The 17,834-nt window shown below is 54.6% G+C and carries 22 protein-coding genes; 15 read left to right on the top strand and 7 right to left on the bottom strand.

Annotation, left to right across the window (positions count from 1 at the left end; genetic code table 11):
• Positions 1 to 28: 28 nt before the first annotated feature.
• The 13 genes from OLTU_RS04170 (at position 29) to OLTU_RS04110 (ending at position 10,028) form a co-directional block, all read left to right on the top strand.
• Positions 29 to 307 carry a phosphopantetheine-binding protein gene (locus OLTU_RS04170; protein ID WP_218109826.1) on the top strand — a complete coding sequence of 93 codons (279 nt, stop codon included), beginning with the start codon at positions 29 to 31 and terminating at the stop codon, positions 305 to 307.
• A 3-nt stretch (positions 308 to 310) separates the two neighbouring features.
• On the top strand, positions 311 to 1,414 hold the full coding sequence (locus tag OLTU_RS04165) for a beta-ketoacyl synthase N-terminal-like domain-containing protein (RefSeq protein ID WP_141731495.1): 1,104 nt from the start codon (positions 311 to 313) through the stop codon (positions 1,412 to 1,414).
• The gene (locus OLTU_RS04160) at positions 1,411 to 2,124 is read left to right on the top strand and encodes a beta-ketoacyl synthase chain length factor (RefSeq protein WP_141731494.1); all 714 of its coding nucleotides are present in this window, start codon (positions 1,411 to 1,413) and stop codon (positions 2,122 to 2,124) included. The genes OLTU_RS04165 and OLTU_RS04160 overlap by 4 nt, the downstream gene beginning before the upstream one ends.
• Positions 2,106 to 2,540, top strand: a complete 435-nt coding sequence (locus tag OLTU_RS04155) for an ApeP family dehydratase (RefSeq protein ID WP_141731493.1) — start codon at positions 2,106 to 2,108, stop codon at positions 2,538 to 2,540. The genes OLTU_RS04160 and OLTU_RS04155 overlap by 19 nt, the downstream gene beginning before the upstream one ends.
• Positions 2,537 to 3,259: an SDR family oxidoreductase gene (locus OLTU_RS04150; protein WP_141731492.1), complete on the top strand. Its 723-nt coding sequence runs from the start codon at positions 2,537 to 2,539 to the stop codon at positions 3,257 to 3,259. The genes OLTU_RS04155 and OLTU_RS04150 overlap by 4 nt, the downstream gene beginning before the upstream one ends.
• Positions 3,240 to 3,563, top strand: a complete 324-nt coding sequence (locus OLTU_RS04145) for an ApeI family dehydratase (protein WP_141731491.1) — start codon at positions 3,240 to 3,242, stop codon at positions 3,561 to 3,563. Before OLTU_RS04150 ends, OLTU_RS04145 begins: the two co-directional genes overlap by 20 nt.
• Positions 3,564 to 3,697: 134 nt before the next feature.
• Positions 3,698 to 4,408 (top strand): hypothetical protein, encoded by a 711-nt coding sequence (locus tag OLTU_RS04140; RefSeq protein WP_141731490.1) that lies wholly within the window; start codon positions 3,698 to 3,700, stop codon positions 4,406 to 4,408.
• A gap of 244 nt (positions 4,409 to 4,652) precedes the next feature.
• On the top strand, positions 4,653 to 5,975 hold the full coding sequence (locus tag OLTU_RS04135) for a hypothetical protein (protein WP_141731489.1): 1,323 nt from the start codon (positions 4,653 to 4,655) through the stop codon (positions 5,973 to 5,975).
• 81 nt (positions 5,976 to 6,056) lie between these two features.
• Positions 6,057 to 6,914 carry a hypothetical protein gene (locus OLTU_RS04130; RefSeq protein ID WP_141731488.1) on the top strand — a complete coding sequence of 286 codons (858 nt, stop codon included), beginning with the start codon at positions 6,057 to 6,059 and terminating at the stop codon, positions 6,912 to 6,914.
• The gene (locus tag OLTU_RS04125; protein WP_141731487.1) at positions 6,911 to 7,993 is read left to right on the top strand and encodes a hypothetical protein; all 1,083 of its coding nucleotides are present in this window, start codon (positions 6,911 to 6,913) and stop codon (positions 7,991 to 7,993) included. The genes OLTU_RS04130 and OLTU_RS04125 overlap by 4 nt, the downstream gene beginning before the upstream one ends.
• A 26-nt stretch (positions 7,994 to 8,019) precedes the next feature.
• Complete coding sequence (locus tag OLTU_RS04120; protein WP_218109825.1) at positions 8,020 to 8,235, top strand: hypothetical protein; 216 nt, start codon at positions 8,020 to 8,022, stop codon at positions 8,233 to 8,235.
• A gap of 24 nt (positions 8,236 to 8,259) precedes the next feature.
• Positions 8,260 to 8,838, top strand: coding sequence for a hypothetical protein (locus OLTU_RS04115; RefSeq protein ID WP_141731485.1), 579 nt, complete (start codon positions 8,260 to 8,262; stop codon positions 8,836 to 8,838).
• 14 nt (positions 8,839 to 8,852) lie between these two features.
• The gene (locus OLTU_RS04110; protein WP_141731484.1) at positions 8,853 to 10,028 is read left to right on the top strand and encodes a c-type cytochrome; all 1,176 of its coding nucleotides are present in this window, start codon (positions 8,853 to 8,855) and stop codon (positions 10,026 to 10,028) included.
• On the opposite strand, the gene OLTU_RS04105 is transcribed toward OLTU_RS04110, so the two are convergent.
• The 4 genes from OLTU_RS04105 to OLTU_RS04090 form a co-directional block, all read right to left on the bottom strand.
• Positions 9,994 to 11,232, bottom strand: coding sequence for an AMP-binding protein (locus OLTU_RS04105; protein ID WP_176736319.1), 1,239 nt, complete (start codon positions 11,230 to 11,232; stop codon positions 9,994 to 9,996). The two genes, OLTU_RS04110 and OLTU_RS04105, sit on opposite strands and share 35 nt — an antisense overlap.
• A gap of 74 nt (positions 11,233 to 11,306) precedes the next feature.
• Complete coding sequence (locus OLTU_RS04100) at positions 11,307 to 12,941, bottom strand: glycosyltransferase family 2 protein (RefSeq protein ID WP_141731482.1); 1,635 nt, start codon at positions 12,939 to 12,941, stop codon at positions 11,307 to 11,309.
• A gap of 163 nt (positions 12,942 to 13,104) precedes the next feature.
• Complete coding sequence (locus OLTU_RS04095) at positions 13,105 to 13,557, bottom strand: GNAT family N-acetyltransferase (protein ID WP_176736318.1); 453 nt, start codon at positions 13,555 to 13,557, stop codon at positions 13,105 to 13,107.
• Positions 13,558 to 13,578: 21 nt separating this feature from the next.
• Positions 13,579 to 14,178 carry a hypothetical protein gene (locus OLTU_RS04090; protein ID WP_141731480.1) on the bottom strand — a complete coding sequence of 200 codons (600 nt, stop codon included), beginning with the start codon at positions 14,176 to 14,178 and terminating at the stop codon, positions 13,579 to 13,581.
• Between the two features lie 242 nt (positions 14,179 to 14,420).
• On the opposite strand from OLTU_RS04090, the gene OLTU_RS04085 reads away from it, so the two are divergent.
• The gene (locus OLTU_RS04085; protein ID WP_141731479.1) at positions 14,421 to 14,693 is read left to right on the top strand and encodes an HU family DNA-binding protein; all 273 of its coding nucleotides are present in this window, start codon (positions 14,421 to 14,423) and stop codon (positions 14,691 to 14,693) included.
• Between the two features lie 181 nt (positions 14,694 to 14,874).
• On the opposite strand, the gene OLTU_RS04080 is transcribed toward OLTU_RS04085, so the two are convergent.
• From OLTU_RS04080 to OLTU_RS04070, 3 genes are read right to left on the bottom strand one after another with little or no spacing between them, the layout of a single operon-like run.
• Positions 14,875 to 15,969 (bottom strand): type I phosphomannose isomerase catalytic subunit, encoded by a 1,095-nt coding sequence (locus OLTU_RS04080; RefSeq protein ID WP_141731478.1) that lies wholly within the window; start codon positions 15,967 to 15,969, stop codon positions 14,875 to 14,877.
• A 3-nt stretch (positions 15,970 to 15,972) separates the two neighbouring features.
• Entirely contained in the window at positions 15,973 to 16,317 is a 345-nt protein-coding gene (locus OLTU_RS04075) for a histidine triad nucleotide-binding protein (RefSeq protein ID WP_141731477.1), read from the bottom strand.
• 8 nt (positions 16,318 to 16,325) lie between these two features.
• Positions 16,326 to 16,916: an SIS domain-containing protein gene (locus tag OLTU_RS04070; protein WP_141731476.1), complete on the bottom strand. Its 591-nt coding sequence runs from the start codon at positions 16,914 to 16,916 to the stop codon at positions 16,326 to 16,328.
• Positions 16,917 to 17,106: 190 nt separating this feature from the next.
• Here OLTU_RS04070 and OLTU_RS04065 point away from each other — a divergent pair, with 190 nt between their 5' ends.
• Positions 17,107 to 17,766: a type 1 glutamine amidotransferase gene (locus tag OLTU_RS04065; protein WP_218109824.1), complete on the top strand. Its 660-nt coding sequence runs from the start codon at positions 17,107 to 17,109 to the stop codon at positions 17,764 to 17,766.
• The last annotated feature ends 68 nt before the right edge of the window (positions 17,767 to 17,834 follow it).

The following is a 17,834-nucleotide window of genomic DNA, read 5'->3' as shown; positions in this document are numbered from 1 at the left end:
AAGTTTGGAGGTTGAGAAGAGTATGCCGGTGCAAAAGTCAGTCGACGAAATTAAAAGTGAAATCAAGCAGCTTCTGCTGGAAGTCTCCAATCTGCCTGGCATGACGCCAGATCGTATTGATGACCAGCTTTCCCTGTTTCAGGACGGTCTGGGACTCGACTCCATCGACATCCTGGAACTGGTGGTGGCGCTCGACAAGCGCTATGCGATCAAGGTTCGCAATGATGAAAACGGTCGCAATATCCTGCGAAACGTCAGCAGCATCGCGCAGGCCATTCATTCCAGCCAACTGCAGGCAGCGAATTAAATCATGCTAAGCACCAGTGTCAGCATCACGGGAATCTCTGTCGCCTCGGCCCTGGGCCGGCAATGGCAGGACCTCGGGGATGCTGTCATCCAGCAGAAGTCAGGGATACATCGTGCCCATCGCTTTGCCGAATGGATCCAGGCGCCGCTTGGGGAATTGCCTCTGGACACCTGGCAGGTGCCTGAAGCGGAGCGTTTGAAATCGGATCAGGTCATGCGGCGGGTCATGCAGAGCATGATCGAACAGCTCGACGGTGAAACCCACGTTTTCACGCGCTATGCGCCGCGGGATATCGGTCTTTTCATCGGCACGACGACCTGCGGGATCGATGGCTTTTTTTCCGCTCTGTCCCAGCATCGCAGCACGGGCCAGCCTCTCTTGCATTTTCTTGCGCCGGATATGCAGCAGGTTTGGATCACGCAGGAATTGCGAAAAATGTTTCCTTTGCGGGGACCGCACTTCACCTTTTCGTCCAGTTGCGCCGCCGCCGCTCAGGCGATCGGTCAGGCATATGACGCCGTGCGTTCCGGCCTGTGCAAGGCCGCGATTGCCGGTGGCATTGATATTTTGAATCGCGTGACGCTGCATGGCTTTGATAGTTTGCAGATCCTTGATTATAATCCTTGCCAGCCTTTTTCACCGCAGCGGAAAGGCATCAACCTGGGCGAAGGTGGGGCTCTTCTCCTTTTGGAACGGGAACCGGCCGGAACAATTCTGGCTTCCCTCTGCGGCTATGCCGCGCTTTCAGAAGCCCATCACATGGTGCAGCCGGCGCCGCAGGGAATTTGGATGCAGGCGACTATGGAGCAGGCCCTCGCCAACGGCGGCTGGAGTGCGGACGCCGTGGACTACATCAACGCCCATGGCACAGGAACGGAAGGCAACGATGCGGCCGAGGCGGAGGCCGTGACAGCGGTCTTCGGCAGCCTCGACCGGCTGCATGCCACCAAAGGTTTCACCGGCCATTATCTGGGTGCCGCGGGTGCTTTGGAAGCGGCCATCACCGTGGCCATGCTCCGGAAAAAGCATTTGAAGAAAGGTCTCAGCAATTCCTTTGGCTTTGGCGGCAGCAATTTCTCCCTGCTTATCGCGGCGGATTCCGTATGAACAAGGTCCATCTGCTGGTAGCTCACTCGGAATCCTGGACACCTGAAAGCCAGCTGCGTCTCGCGTCACCTTTTTTCCGACGCATGACCGCGCTGCAAAAAGCGGTGGTTCAGGCCTTTGCGGCCCTTGAGGCGCAGGCTCCGGACGGGATGATCAAGGCCCGCGAGTGCAAGGCACCGATTTTTTATTCAAGCGGCTTCGGGGAACTCGGGGCAATGCTGCAGGTCACGCGCGCGATTGCCGATGCAGACCTGCCGGTTTCCCCCAAGGAATTTCAGCATTCCGTGCAGAATGCAGCGCTCGCCTACCTGTCCATGACCCATGGCATTCGCCATCCCTGCTATGCCCTGTCCGGTGGTTTTTTATCCGCGGATAACTGTCTGCAGCTGGCCCAGCTGCGCATGACACACGGGCTGGACGCCTTGAGCTTCGTGATTCATGCGCACGAGTATTTGGATCAGACCGGAGCCCATCGGGCTCAGGCGGAAATCCTGCTTTTGAGCTGCGACCCGGATCATGCCCTGCGGGTGCTCGATTTTTGTCGGGATGGATCGCTGGAGGATTTCAGCAGCGCCTCGCCGGAAATTTATACTGAAGATGAATCAAGGATTCCACCCTGGCTCCTGAACCAGGGACTTCCTGCTGCGGCCCGTCTGGTCCGCTCCCTTTCAGGAGAAAGTTTGGTAACGCAATGGCTCCCGATACCTTGATCCCGCATCAGGGATACATGCTTCTTGTGGATGATCTGATCGATCTGGACCGTGGGAAAAAAAAAGGTCGCGTGAGCAGCGTTCTGACCAGCGGCAAACCCTATTGGAATGAAAGCGAACGCTTTCGCTATCACTGGCTGCTGGAAATCATGGCCCAGGCTGCCGCCACGGTTTGTGGGGCGCTCCGCGGCGGGGATCATGATGCCAGCACACCGGGATTTTTGTTGTCCATCCGCGAATGGGTGCTTCTCCAAAGACCGGCCCTCGCCCCCGGTGATGCCGTGCTTGCCGAGGTCACCATTGAAACCGAAGTCGAGGCCATCAGCCAGGCGAGCATCACTCTCGAATATCGCGGGGAAACGGTCGCACGTTCGCTGATGAGTTTTTATCAGGAGACCCGGAGTTCCATGTCATGAAACGCGTTTTTATCACCGGCGGCAATCGCGGCATCGGCGCAGCTCTCGTTCGGCACTTCGCAGCTCTGCCGGATCATTGTGTGGCCTTCACCTACCATCAGGGAGCGGAAGCCTCTCTGCGCCTCATGGGTGACCTGCAGCGGAGGGACCAGGTGAAAGCCTTCGCACTCAATTTAAATGATCCGGCCTCGATCGAGGTCTGCCTGAAACATGCCCTCGACTGGCAGCCCGGCTATGATATCGTCATTCACAACGCCGCGACCAAGGCGGATGGCCTCTTCTATTTCCTTGAGGAAAAGGCTTTTTTTGAGCCCATTCAGCTGGCTTTGAATTCCTTTTATCATCTGAACAAGGCTTTTCTCCCGCACATGATTCAGCAACGCTGGGGCCGCATTATTCTGCTCGCCAGCCTCGCCGGTGAAACCGGTCAGGCAGGTCAGACCAACTACGCTGCGGCCAAGGGCGCCCTGATCGCCGCCAGCAAATCCCTGGCCCGCGAGGTGGCGCGCAAAGGAGTGCTGGTCAACACGGTGAGCCCGGGATGGATCGCCACGGATATGACCGAGGATCTGGTAGGTCCCGAACAACTGAAAACCATTCCTATCGGCCGCATTGGAGAACCCGAGGAAGTGGCCCAGGTGGTCGGATTTTTGGCTTCGGATGCGAGTTCCTATATCAATGGCACAACGATTCAGGTGAATGGTGGACTTTACTGCTAAGGACATTGTGATCGCAGCCGATCATCCCTGCTTCGCCGGGCATTTTCCCGGCCATCCGATTTTTCCCGCTGTGGCGCAGATCGATCTCGTGCTTGATCTCTTACAGAAGCACTGCAATCAACCACTCACCGCCGTGGAAATAAGCAAAGCCAAATTCCCTGCGCCTATCGTTCCGGGCACCACCATTCATGTGGCCATCAAGCGACAGGATCAAATGGTGACCTGGCAAATTCTTAACTCCGACCGGATATACTCCACAGGCACATTGAAAATAGCTGTGAACTCTTCGACACAGCTGCAATAAATTTTCGCCATTCAGCGTCCCTCCAGGGCCTGAAAAATCGGCCCGTTTAAGTCATTATGACCTAAAATGCTGCGGCACAGGACTTGCGATAGCAAAAAAGCCAGACACGTTCCATCGGCTTTCGGAGACACACCATGCGACATCAAACACTGTCCCTGCTTCTTTTGCCACTCCTCGGACTCACAGCATGCGGCACGGGTCGATCGGAAGACGTCAGACAGAGCACGATTGAACAGTCGTATGAATTGACCTACACGGAGGCCACAGCGCAACTCAAGGCGTTGGCCTCGTTTCGTTATGAGAATCCTCTCGGTACCAGCCTGAAATTGACCGATGGCAGCTCGATCGCATTCAACGGCACGCCGATGACCTCCATCGACCTGGCCAGCGCTGCCATGTATCATCTCGAAATGCAGATGGCGCGTCCCCCTCACATGCCGATGGAATTCCGTTACGTGAACAACGATGGCGAGGTCTTTACCATTCCAGCCCGGGTGCCAGCCCGCACCGCTATCAAAATTCCACAGGAGGGAGATCAGGTCCGTAGCGATCGCGAACTTGCCGTTCTGATGCAGGGTGACCCTCTCGTGGGCACCGATGAATTGACCCTTTGCCTGAAATACGAACCCGCGGTGGAATCGGCGACCGATCCCATCATTCAGGAGTGCCTGCATTCGAAAGGCCACCTCAGCCTCGTGTTCAGTCGCGAGCAGCTGGGCCGTTTTCCCAAGGATCGCGAACTGAGCCTGCAGATCAGACGAGAATCCCATCCCAATCTATCGAATGACCGCATTCAACTGTCAGAAACCTTTCTCTCCAGGCCCGTGCGTATCACTCTATTATAAGCAAGACATTCCGTTAGGGGCGTGTTTCAAGACCTGAGACGCGCCCGGCTCCCCCCGCCTCCGTCTGCATAACTTTCCCAGTGCCTCTCCATCAGCTGAAAATATTTTTTCCACCAGGCAAAAAAAATCTCCTCCCGCCAGTCTACAGGTCAGGGACTTCGAAACTCATGAGCGAAAGGAGGCTATTCAAAAAATCAGCAGTTCATTTTTTATCCGTTCCACTTCATCAACACAGGAATCGTGCATGAAACAGATAAAGAGCATTTTAACGGCAACCGCCCTTTCCTCTTTAATCGGCACCGCAGCCCATGCGATCCCAGCCGATCCATCGACCGATCCTCTCCCTCCTGAGGTGCTCCGGGCCATTCCCGATGGCCTGCAGGGCTATCTCCTCCTGCGTGACAACACGGCAAAGATTGTCTATGTGGCCCCACGGTATGGCGTTCTCGCGAATCAAAGCGGGCAGCCCTTCCTCTCACTGGCCGAGGTGAATCGCGAGGGCGTGCGTTATGGAGTTTTGAACGCGGCCTTTGACTTCGCCGTGGATAAAGGCGATTTCACCCGCCTAAAAAATGGTGTGGAAAGCGTGGGCTGGGCGATCGCTCCGATTCCCTTTGAATCCACCAGCGGGACCCTCTCGCTCAACAGTTTTGATGATGGCAAACAGGAGGGAATCTGCGGCGAGGTCACCGATCCCATTTCCGGTGAAACCGTCAAGGTCTGCTCCAACTTCGTCATTCGCTCCAACCTGGCTCCGAAAGGTCCAACGCTCGGACAGCTGTACAATGTTCAGCTGATTCTGACCGGTGATGGCGTCGATCTTTATCAGAAACTTCTGATTGGCGGTAACGGTATTTCCTTCAACATGGAAGCGAACTACCAGGCGGCATTCCCCGCCTATACGGCCAAGATCGATGTCAACTACAAGAAGCTGTCGGAAAGCTATGAGGCCTTTGCGGCCATCCATTTCAGCAACTGCCTCGACATCCAGGTCAGCGACTTCTTCAAGCGGGAAGCTCTCTGCGCCCAGAAACCGGATGGCAGCTATGAAAGTTTGAACGGTGGGGCCTGCTCCATCAAGGTGTCCTATACCAACCAGCGTGGCGAAGCCAAACAAAACCTGTTCAAACTTCCTGAGAACTATTCGACCGACGATCTGAAGCAGCTTGCGAAGACCTATAACGAAGACATCAACTATATCCACAACGCCATTGAAGGCCTGCGCCTCGATTTCGAACGGAAAATGCTGGAAAAATATCCAACAGCCAGTGTGGACAAGAACGTGAACTACAACTTCGTCTTCCGCGCCGATCGCAAGAAGTACGAGGAGGATGTCAACGTCACCCTGGAAAGAAAAACCGTGGGAGCCGCTGTGATCAAATCAACAACCATACCGGGCATTGCCGCCTGCGTGAACACCAACGCCAAAACCGGCGAGGTCAAACGCTACAACGGGACAGCAGAATGTGTGGGTTTCTGGAAAGGCGAAACACCACCCATCGAGTTGCTCGAACGTACGGATGAAGAAACGGTCGAGGAAGAAACAGATGACGGCTGGTTTACCTGATTTGGTTTGAGCTTTTCTTCCCGCTGCATTGCGCAGCGGGAATTTTCCCTGAAATTCATGACAGCATAAAGGATACACACCTTGCGAACTTTAACCTGCCTCACCATTCTGTCGAGCTTATGGAGCGTGCCGGCACTCGCTCTGGAGCTCAATGTCTCAGATTATTTCCATAAAAAGGATTTGGGTTTATTCTTCACCAAACCGGAAATCGGCGGCCGCACGGTCTATTACGTGCCTCAGACTCAGGAAAGTCTGCGGGACACCGGAACAATCGCAACCATTCAAGGAGTGGTCTACAACGTCTATGAGGCCAGCGTGGCCTTTCCTACCGGAACCGATCTGGACGAAGTCCGCCGCCTGAAGCCGGAATGGGCTGATGCGGGTTTTCTGCGAACCGAGGTCGAAGCCCTGGAACACTGCAGGGTCAGCCGTCCGGCAACGCCCGAGTTTCCCTACCTGATGCAAATCGACGACGTCTGGAAGAAAACGGGACTGATCTCTTCGACCCAGGCTTTCCTTTGCAAAGTGAAGATTGCGATCAAACCCGGCGATGCGGCCACCAAGGCAGCCATGACCGCTCTGGCTGAAAACGGTGAGCTGATCGATCGTGGTCTCGCCTCCTTTACCTTGAACGTGACCGCCGCGCAGGAAACCGTTCTGAATCTGTCCCCATCGTTCAACTACCTGCGTGAGCCGGACAAGGCTGACCTTTTGGTGGATGTATCTCGTGAAACGGCTCTCGTCGCACTGGGAAGTTCGTTCTCCACACTCGACGACGCCAGCTTTGCCAGGGTTCTGCAATACGTGACCACCGCGGGTGCCAACGAGCTTTTGACTCGTTACTTTGTGGTGAAAAACAATCGCTATACGCTGCGCAGGGACGCAGTGAATACACAACTGACCCTCACCGGTCCTGCCAGGGTGGTGATCGATCTATGAAACACAGGCTTGCTTTCGCTTTCTTTTACGTGATGGTGGCGCTGGGTTCCTCCGCGGCATGGGCCTCGTTTGTGGAAATCAGACAGCCGATTGCGTCCGGGACGGGTGAAATCGCCGGCTTTACCACGGAGGATCCGCATCTGGTTTACATGGTCCCCCGCGCCTGGACCATCTATCGGAACAACATTTATCAGAATGGATCGTCGTTTTATTTCATTCTGGCTCCGCAGTATGATGACCAGACCCTGGCCCAATACAAGCTGAAAAACCCGGGCACGATCATGGTCCCCATTCCGCATCAGTTGAGCGAAGCCAGCCTGTTTCTGGGCGCAACCTGGGAGGATGAATTTCTGCTTGGCAAAATTCGCTACAGTGTTGCGCCCGATAACGCTGTCAATCAGAGCGATATTATCTACTACAATCTCGAGGTGAGCCCTGATGTCATGCCAGCCTTCAAAAACCTTCTGCAGTCCAGCATCGGCATCAACGGCTACCTGAACCTGTCCTATCCTTTTCAAAACACAATTGTGCACGGTCAGATTCCGCTGTTTATTCAATCGAGCCACATCCGCCAGACTCTGCCGGACAACTATCCCATGCTCTGGCTGGAGCGACTCTCGACGGAATACTGTCTGACCCTTGACGATTTCATGTCGGGCAAGGTGTCCCTGGGCTTTCAAAGCGTCACACTGCAATCAACTCACAGCCAGGCCTGCTGGATTCAGGACAATATTCAGCTGCATGCTCTTGGCAATGATCGTTATTCCATAGGTGCCCAGGATGGGTCCCGGGCGAACCTCACCGCACGGATGCAGGTGAAACTGGTCGAGCTGAATATGCTGGTGAATTTCACCTTGACGTTCACGGCGGAAGCCGTCCTCGACATCCGCGATGTTGCGGTGGAGGTCCCGTTGCTCCAGCTCGTCAGTGTGGAGATGCAGCAGGGCCTGAACCCTGTCTATGAAAGAGTTCTGCGCAATGAAGTGGCCCGGCACAATACACGCATGCGCCAGGCGATAGCCAGGACCCTGACCCAGGAACTCCGATCACGCATCATCAATGGAGATCTCTTCGAATGAAAAAGGCGCCACTCCTCCTTCACCTCATGACAGGGACTTCCCTGCTGCTCCCCCTGAGCTGTGATGGCAGCAGCAACGGAAAATCGGACAAGGGTCAGAATCCCGAGGCCGCCCCCGCCATGACGTGTGCCTATAAGCTCAAAACCATGGATGAAGAGCTTCTGCGAGCTGGGCGTGAGCAGACGCTTAAGGGTCAGGATTTTCTTAGCTTACTGGATCATTCCAGACACTGTCTGGAATGATCCCTTTCCATCAAGGATAGACTTATGAAAAAGCCACTGTATGTGATGCTTCTCTGCCTCCTTGCGTCCCCTGCTGCCTGGTTCGGCTGGCATTATGCCTCATTTGACCAGGAAGCCTTTCTCGTGCAGCAGGCTGAATCCCGCTACAAAATCAAAATTAAAGAAACCGGAGTGGAGGAAACCGACCGGCGCATCAAACTGGTCCTGATGAAGGAAGTACTGCTCAGCGAGTACCTTGGAACGCATCCCGATGCCTATCTCACCATGCAGGAAAAACTGGTGGAGGAACAGCATCCCTTCATCATTACTGCCAAAGCCACCGGTGTTTCCCTTTTGAATCTTTCGGACCGTAAATGCCGGCTTGATCCCAATCGGGAGTATGCGGTGCCCGTGCAGGAACTGAAGAATAAATACTGCTTCAGCGAGGATAATGCCCTCTACTTCGAGAAGGTTCCTGTCGCGGAATTCCGCATCACGCCTCTCGAGGATGTTTCCACCATCACCGATGAGGGAGTGCAGGAGGAACTCAAGGTACGGCTGAAGGAGCTTGTGAAACAGGAGGCGGTCGCCGCCTACATTGCCAAACATCGACCCTGGATTTGATCCGGGAGGATACCATGATGAACTCAAAAAAAATGCACGCCTGGCTCTTCGGCCTGACTTTACTCAGCAGCGCCGGGGTTTCAGCCCCAAGGGATGAGGCGGCCTGTGAGGGTTGCCATACACCCCCCGCCCGCCTGGAAAAAGCATTTACGCAACATCGCATCGGCACCCGGGCGGCGGATCTACAGTGCTACGCCTGCCATTTTTATCTCGTTCATGATAAACCGATCGCAGGGATCGAGCCTTTTTTGCAGGAATCCATCGCCCGCCCCATGAAGGAAAAGAAGACCTATTTGAATATCCGCAGTCTGGAATTCACGGTGAAAAGCACCGACAGGAAGACGATTCAAAAATATAACCGTGACGGTCTCCGGGCTTTTCTTGCAGCACCGGTCTCCCGTTTTCCATTTCAGCCCGCAACGTCCATGTATCGCCTGAGCGAAGCCAGCATTCAGGGTTTGATCGAACGTCGCAAAAATGTTTTGCAGAAAGCCCCTCTTCCCCCGCGGGATCAGGGAACATTTGCCTCCGGGCAGACCCTCTTTCAAATCCATTGCGTCAGCTGTCATCAGACGCAAGGGCCAGGGCCGCTCCTGCGCATCGGCCGTCCCCTCTTGAGTCAGGATTATGTGACGGCCGCCGTGCAGGGACGTCTGCCGCAGCTGCAGAATAAAATGCCCGCTTTTCCGCAACTGCAAGGCAAGGACATCACCCAACTCTATCATTATCTCAGTCATGCCGCCGACGATCTGCCTCAGCAGGAGGGCCGGCTGGCCACGACCGCCTTTTATCTGCCGCAGGAAACCTACCCGAAAGTCATCGTGCCTCTTCTCTCCCGCGCCTGCCGGCATTGTCATGCGAGCAACCCGGAGGATCAGAAGAATTTTCAGGCCTTCTTTCAGGCGCCCAAAGAGATCGGCTTTTTATTGCAAAGAACAACATTGGGCTACGAGCCCACGGACGCAGCCTTTCGCTATCTTTTGCCCCAGGATAACAGCTGCCAGACCACAGGTCTTCTGCAGCATCTGGAGGCTCGCCAGAAGGAATGGAAGGGCCACTATCAGCCTGGTGTGACCGGCATGCCGCTGACCCTAAAGCCCATCGACAGCGGAACAATTCAAGCCATTCGGCAATGGGTCAAAGCGGGCTGCCTTGTCAAAGGGGAGAGTCGCTGCAAACCTTGCGCATGATCTGCAATTTCCCCTGCGTATCACGGGGGAATTGCGGCAGGAAATGAAGCACGTGTGGAAAGGGCGCGCGGGTGGCCTCCTGATAACGCTGGCGCCGTGCTGCGTCCACAGGTTGATCGGCGCTCTCGACCCAGGCTTCCAGCCAGCCGCCTTGGGCCACGTTATCATCCACATGAAATTGCGCGAAGGTTTCCGCCTGATGAAACGTCAGGTTTAAACCTTTCTCCACTTCACCGAGCGCATAACGCTGGCCTGCGTATTTGAAAATACGATCGCTGCGGCCCTGATGCAAAAATCGGCCGGCTCCGAGCAGCTCCAGTCGATCCGCCAAAGGCCAGCGTGGAGCAGGCTTGACATAAGGAGACTCCACCCACTGCTGCCCATTCTCTTCAAGAATCCTCACCGAGGGCAGGCACTGAAAAAAATCATCAGCGCCCAGAAGCGAACGCGCTCCGATTCCGCCCGTTTCCGTACTGCCCAATATTTCCCAGGCGCGGGTCGGCTGCCGGGACAGCCACTGCAGTTCGCGCCGTCTCTTGTCTCCAAAGGGGGCTCCCGACATCACAAGGGTGCCAAGGGATTTCGTGTCCAGGAGATCCTTCACAAAACTCCAGGTCGCAGGCACGGCTATCACACCGGCATAACGCGAACTCGATAAAGTCAGCGGATCCACCGGCCCATCCTGAAAGCCGACAAACTCCACCGTGGCCCGACAAAACCAGGGCAAAATGAAACTATGAAGCAGCCCATAGATATGCAAGGGACTCACCAGTGAAAGGATCACATCCTGGTCATGCCACTGATAAATTCCAACCAGATCACGAACCTCGGCCAGCAGACCGGCTCCGGTTTTTTGAATCCGCTTCGGCTCACCGGTTGACCCCGAGGTGCAAAGCGTCAGCTGCCATTCCTCAAGCCGTGTCCAGGGTTCGGGCGCATGAGGATCCGCTTCAATTAAAGCGGTATCGGGGAGCCAATCCTCAGGAATCAATGCTTCATCCAAACGAAAGGCGTCCGCATCCCGCAAAAGGTTTTTTTCATCCAGCAGCACTTCAAATGGCCACAGAAATCCCACCGCGAGCAGCAAAAGACTTCCTGATCGCGTCGTCGGCTGCAACAGCAGAGGCCGTTCCTGCCGCCAGGCTTCCGCCAGCACCTCATTCTTCACCCGCTCCGCGCGTGCAAAAAGTTCGGACCAATTCAAACTTAGGCTCCTTCCGATTCGAGTTGACGCCGGAACGGTTACGCTCCTTCCGATTCGAGATGACGCCGGAACGGTTACGCTCCTTCCGATTCGAGCTGGCGCCAGAACGGAATAAAATTAAACCAGTGCTGAGGGGCGGTCTGCACCTGCTTTTCCAGATGCCCCACATAGCGCTCCACCAGAACCCGGGCGGGCAGACGCTCACGCCCATCATAAATGGAATGGAGGAAAATCTGATAAGGTGCCGCGGGGGTGATGCCCTGTTTGGTGCAGCCGAAGTAAAGAACCGGCACCCGCAGGCGCAGAGCCAATTCAAACGGGGCCTGCAGGAACGCGGCCTCCTTGCCGAGGAAGGGCAGACTCACACAATATTCCCGCGCCTTGCCCTGCAAACGATCCCCAAGAAAACAGACATTGCCGCCTTCATCCAGGATCTGTTTCACCTCGAGCGCAAAAGCCAAAGGCTCCTGAAACGGATCGATGATGCAGATCCGTCCGCCATAGATATCCATGATCTTTTCCATAAAGTCCGGTGTCCCGCGCGGATCCATCACCAGGCCCATCGGTCGATCAAAAACATCGCGCTTGTGCAGGGCCACGAGAAACCAATCCCCATAGTGCGCCCCCACAAAGATGCTGCCCTGTCCGAGGAGCTGCCGCCAGGTTTCTTCACTCAGACTGGCCGGGGCCAGGATGCTGGAATTTCCCGCGGGATTCAAACGATCGAGCAAGCTCATTCCGAAATACCAGAAGTTACTGAGGCTCGCCTTCCAGCGTCCGAGCCGACTCGCGGCTGGCCTGAGCTGAGCATGAAATTCCATAATCGCCGCCCGCCGTGAGCTCTCCTTGAGAAAGATGAACACAACCGGGAGGATCATAAGTGTATAACAGAAGCGAATCCCCAGCCGTTGCACGAGCCAGGCCATCAGTCCGGAACCGCTGATTTCCTCATGACCCTTGAGCGAGCGCTGCCGGTAGAGTCCGAGGACCATCAAAAGCCGCAGCACAAGAAATTGAATATGGAGCCCTACCATACGAAAGGTATCCACCCAGGCGCGAAAATGGGAAACCCTCTCCTCGGGCCGCGGATAAATCACGCCGACCGGGACCGTATGCACAGGCAAACCCATCCACACCGCACGCACCAGAATTTCCACTTCGAAATGGTAGCGCTGGGCTTTGAGATGGCGCAAGAGACGCCGATGCAATCCATAAATTCGCAGACCCGACTGAGTATCCTGAAGACACTCACCGGTCTCAACCCATACAAAAAAATTCGACCACCAGCGGCCTATTTTGGAGCCTCGGGGCACCGGTCCACTGCAGGCTGACCGGAAGTCACGCACCCCGATATAAAGCGCGGACGGATCCTTTTCCCAGGCGGACATGAGTTTGGGGATGTCCTCCACCCGATGCTGGCCGTCGGCATCGAAGGTCAACACGGCCGTATAGCCCTGGCTCATGGCCCATTGCATGCCGGTTCGCAGGGCCTCACCCTTGCCTCGATTGACATCATGTTTCAGAACCGTGTGCTGCGGGAAGTCCTGGAGCACCGCCGCGATCGCATCCGTACTGCCATCATCGACAATAAGGACCGGCAGATTCACCGCACCGAGTTCACGCAGAACCTTGCCCAGCGAGGCGGCGTGATTATAGACAGGCACCAAAATCAGCAGCCGCGCCGCCGATGCCTGAAGAGAGGCTGACATGAATTCATCTTCCTTTTTGAAGTTGCAAGAGGGACCATGCTTTTGTATGGTTAATGAGGTCTTTGTTTCCAATCGTCCATAATTCCTCTTTGTCGCTGCCCGACCCCCGCCTGTTGACCATTTCTGATTACACTCGCCTATGATTTGGAAACAAGGACCTGAATCAGGCGTCGAAGGCTTTCAAGGTTTTTTCATAGATCAGAGCGTCTTCGCCATTCTGATAATAGCCCTTGCGAACAGACATTTTCTCAAAACCATGCTTTTCATAAAGCCTTTGTGCCGCAAGGTTACTGGGCCGGACTTCCAGCATGACTCGTTCACAGGACCAGTCGCGCAGGGCATGTTCACAAAACGCGGTGAGCAGCTCATCCGCAAGACCACGACGTCGAGCTCGGGGACTGACATAGATATAAAAGAGCTCGGTTTCACCACCCAAAGTGCGACCAAGGGCGAGCGAAAGCCATTGATTGTTCTCCGACTGAAAAAGAAGAAACGTGCCCGGAATCTTGAGTGACACCAAAAATTCCTCATAGGGCCAGAACTCTTTCAGCGTCCATTCCTGACAAATACGAGCCAGAGCCTCTTTTTCTTCCGCGGTCCCTTGATAAATTTTCACTTCGACTGTCCTGTCCAACCTTCATCCCCCAAAGGGTTCGATGACCTGATATGTCCGCGCCCGATCATAGAGACGATGCGGGGTGGCATGGAAGATTGTCATAAACCATGGTTCAGCGACATCGATTTTTCGGTAACCCGATAAGACTCCCTGCCCTGTTGTGGCAGGCCGTCCACGGCTTTCCAGATAAGCCTGGACCTTAAACATTCGAATGAGGTGCGCGGTCACTTCCCTATCACTGATCGAGTAGCGACGGTGGAAGTCACGCCATTTGTCATCGGTGGCCACCAAGGCCTCCAGCTTTTCCTGCACCTGCCTTATGGCTTTGTTATCCCCCTGGAGCTTTTCCATCTTCTCTGCATCATTTTCGATATTTATGTAGATCATCATCTCATTGCGGAAACTCTCCAGCGACACAAGCCAATAGGCAGGACCCGGCAAACCCTTGTCAGATGGCTCGCCTGAAGCTATAGTACGGAGAGCCTGGTAGATTTCTATCTGCCTTTGACTATAAGACTTGCCATTGATCTCCAGAACAAGCCGATCAAGGGTCCTGGCCTTTGCCAGGGTGCTCATACTATACACACAGATGACCAGGAAGCAGAGAAGACTGCGCATCATGTTCCTTACCTCATGGTCCCAGACATGGCTCCTGGTGGGCTTTGAGAGCCCATGTGCAGCCCTGGAGTCTGGAGAAATTGTAAAACCTGAATATGCAAATTACCAAATTCTTGACGAGCACCCTGCACAAAAGCTAAAAAAAATGTCTGCCAAGATACTAAATCTTGACAACAAACGCATAGCCTGTAAACCTTTAGCTGCGTACCCAAGTTCCATTTCGATTCAAGCCATTGGAGGTTTCCATGAACAAAGCCGAGTTGGTTGAAGCAATGACCAAAGTCACAGGCCTGACCAAATCCGACACTGAAAAGTCTTTGGACGCTTTCATCGAAGTCGTCACCAAGAACATCAAAAAGAAAGATGGCGTGAAGCTGGTTGGCTTTGGCACTTTCTCTGTCTCGAACCGCAAGGCTCGTATGGGTCGCAACCCACAGACAGGTGAAGAGATCCAAATTCCTGCTCGCAAAGTTCCAGTGTTCCGTCCCGGCAAAGAGCTGAAAGAAGCTGTGAAATAAGCTCGCCATGGCTCCTGAGTTCATCTGTTGAACGGGAGCCTTTCCCCTCTCCTTCACGCCCTTTAAAACCCGATTTTAAAAGAATAACACGACCAGGAGCCCAAGAGGGCAGTCTGAGTGTTTTTGCCAGTTTTCGATCTGATCATTTCCACTCAACCGGGAACCGGATCCGGACCTCCTCCTACTGCAAAGGCTTCAGCTGGAGCTCAGCACCCTTTGGTATGACCACAACACAGCTGCTATCGTCTTCGGCCCGCATCACCATCGGCATGGCCTTATGCGGAAGAAAACCAGGTTCGCCCCCAATAAACCTTTGGGAATCGCCGTGCAAACCCTGACAAATGAAGCGACCTGCCAAACTTACAAGAGTGCCAAAGCCTTTCTGGATCTCAAGCAGAAAGGCGACGCCGGCCTTCATCTCCAGGCGTATCACCTGGTAGTCATCGTTCGCTGGATAAGTATAAGCCTCAAGTCCATGCACAGGTTTTTGCAGGATCGCCTGCCGCCTTAGCGTGGAGACAAAGCCCTCGCCCACCTGCTCCATGGGTTTGATAATCCGCAGCGCTTCCGTAATATGGAGGGGACGGCTTTTACCCTTTACCGGATCCACACGTCCGCGCTCATCATAGCGCCGACCCCAATCCCAAAAACGATAGGTCTTGCCGCTTTTACCGAACAGAATGCGCTGCGGTTCCAGCAGGACAAGGCCAGGGCCGATCGCATGCGGAACACCAGGCTTGATATCAAAGTAGTCACCGGGTTTCACCGGCACAAATTGCAAAACCGGCCGCAGGTCTTCATCCTTTTCCAGCATGCGCTCAAGATCCTGATGGGATATGGGCCTGGAAAAACCGAGGTAAAGTCCGGCTCCCGGTTCAGCATGCAGCACCAGCCAGGACTCCGGCTTGCCACATTCCAAAGGCTTCAGATGGGGATCGTCGTCTTCCGGATGCACCTGTACCGAAAGTGGATCATCAGCATTGAGTAATTTGATCAGGATCTCACAGGTGACACCATGCTCCTGCACGTATTCTGGCGAAAGCATCGCCTCCGGTTTTTGCTGAATCAATTCCAGGAGGGAGACATCATGTCCCAAAACCTGAGAGGGAAAATCAGGATCGCAGGAAACTTCCCAGACTTCCCCGATCGGCTCATGCACTGAAGCCGGCAGGATATCTTTCTTATAGAGTGGTCCGATCAGGCGACCAGCCCAGGGAGTTCGGGTCAACGGCGTAAAAAGATCCGGTGACAGCTTCATCGCCTGCGAGAGTTTCATGGTTCACCCCGGGGGCCACCGCAAACCGCGACCGCCCAGGATATGGGCGTGAATATAATCAACGGTCTGTTGGGCATCCTTGCCATTATTAAAAACCACGCGGTAACCGCCGGCTTCCAAACCTACATGTTCGGCTGCTTTCGCAATGGATATCATATAGTGCCCGATCGCCTCCGGATCGGCCGCTCGAAAGTCAGCGAAGCGCGCCCACTTTTTTTTCGGAATAACCAGAATATGAATGGGAGCCTGCGGGGCAATATCATGAAAAGCCAGGACGGCCTCATCTTCGTAAGCGACCTTGGCCGGAACTTCCCGCTTCAAAATTTTATCAAAAAGGGTTTCGCTCATGGGCTTTTTCAACTCCCATAGTTGCTGGTGAACATGCCGCGTTCCACGAGTTCGATCAGAGTATGGATCACTTTAATATGCAGCTCCTGAACCCGGTCGGCAAAACGGCCCCCCGGGGTGCAGATATCCACATCAGCCAGCCTGCCTAGAGCACTGTCGGGTTTTCCCGTCAGCGTGATCACCTTCATGCCCAGGGCCTTGGCGGTTTCCGCAGCTTTAATGACGTTGGGACTTTTTCCGCTGGTGCTGATGCCCAAAAGGACATCACCGGGGCGCCCCTGGGCTTCGACGAAGCGTGAAAAGACCGCATCAAAGCCAAAATCGTTGCCGGCGCAGGTGATATGCGCGCCATCACCCATAGCGATAGCGCCCAGGGCGGGGCGATCCTGACGAAAGCGACCGGAAAGTTCCTCGGCGAAATGCATGGCATCACACATCGAGCCACCGTTCCCACAGGAATAGACATGGCCCCGGGCCTTGAAGCAGGTGATCAGAACCCCGGCGGCATCGGCGATCCGACGCTGGGCCTGTTCATTCCTCAGGAGATCCTCGAGGGCCGTACGGGCTTCTTCCAAGCTGGCACGAATATGTTCAAGCATCAGCTATGCTTCCTTTACAGATTCATCTTGCATAGTTTGCCCAATAAACCGGATCTTGCCACAAGTGCGATCCATGAGGCAAAGCAAATTGCATGCCCTGACGAAGGATGAAATACTGAGGGGCAAGGTCGTTCCGCTTCCTTGAGTTGTGAGGACAAAAACATTGAGTGCATTACTCCGTCCCCTCCATTTGGCTGTCATTGATCCGGCTGTCCGCGTTCCGGAACTCGATAACTTTAACCGTATGGTCCTCGCGGCCCCCGAACTGAGCCTCAGCTTCCATTTGCCGGCACTCTTTGGCATGACTTCGCTGTCCCTGGTCCCGCAAAAGCCGGATGCTCTAGTTATTTTTGGCAGCGGTGCTTCCGTGTATGAAGGTCTGCCTTGGCAGGATTCCCTCAACGCCTGGGTTTTGGAGCGCATCAAGGAAGGTTTGCCGATCCTTGGCATTTGTTATGGTCACCAACTTTTGGCGCATCTTCTGGGTGGAACAGTGGAATTTGTTCAGCCCGATCGGACCAAGTTCAAGGGTATGCGCACGATTCAATTTACCAAACGCGGCTTCTGGGGTGAGGCGGGAACGTCGGGGCGCTTCATCGTCTCGCATGCGGAAGCTGTGACCCAACTTCCAAATGACACGGAAAGCGTTGCCAGCAGTGATGTTTGCAAGGTTGAAGCCTTCGCGCATAAACATCTGCCCATCTGGGGCATTCAGGCCCATCCCGAAGCCGGACCCGATTTTGTGCAAAATCAAAACATCGATGTGTCCCAGGAAGAACGTCCCTATGCGTTCGGGCAGGAGTTCATTCGTAAATTCATCCAGCATCTGCAGCAGCATCGCATTCAGTAGCCCCTTGCGGGGCCCCAAAATCCTTCAATTTATACCTCCCACGTCAAGGACCGGGCAAAAAAAACCCC

Origin of the sequence: Oligoflexus tunisiensis (assembly GCF_001748245.1) — a bacterium.
Classification (GTDB): domain Bacteria; phylum Bdellovibrionota_B; class Oligoflexia; order Oligoflexales; family Oligoflexaceae; genus Oligoflexus; species Oligoflexus tunisiensis.
This window is presented reverse-complemented; position numbering and strand designations above follow the sequence as displayed.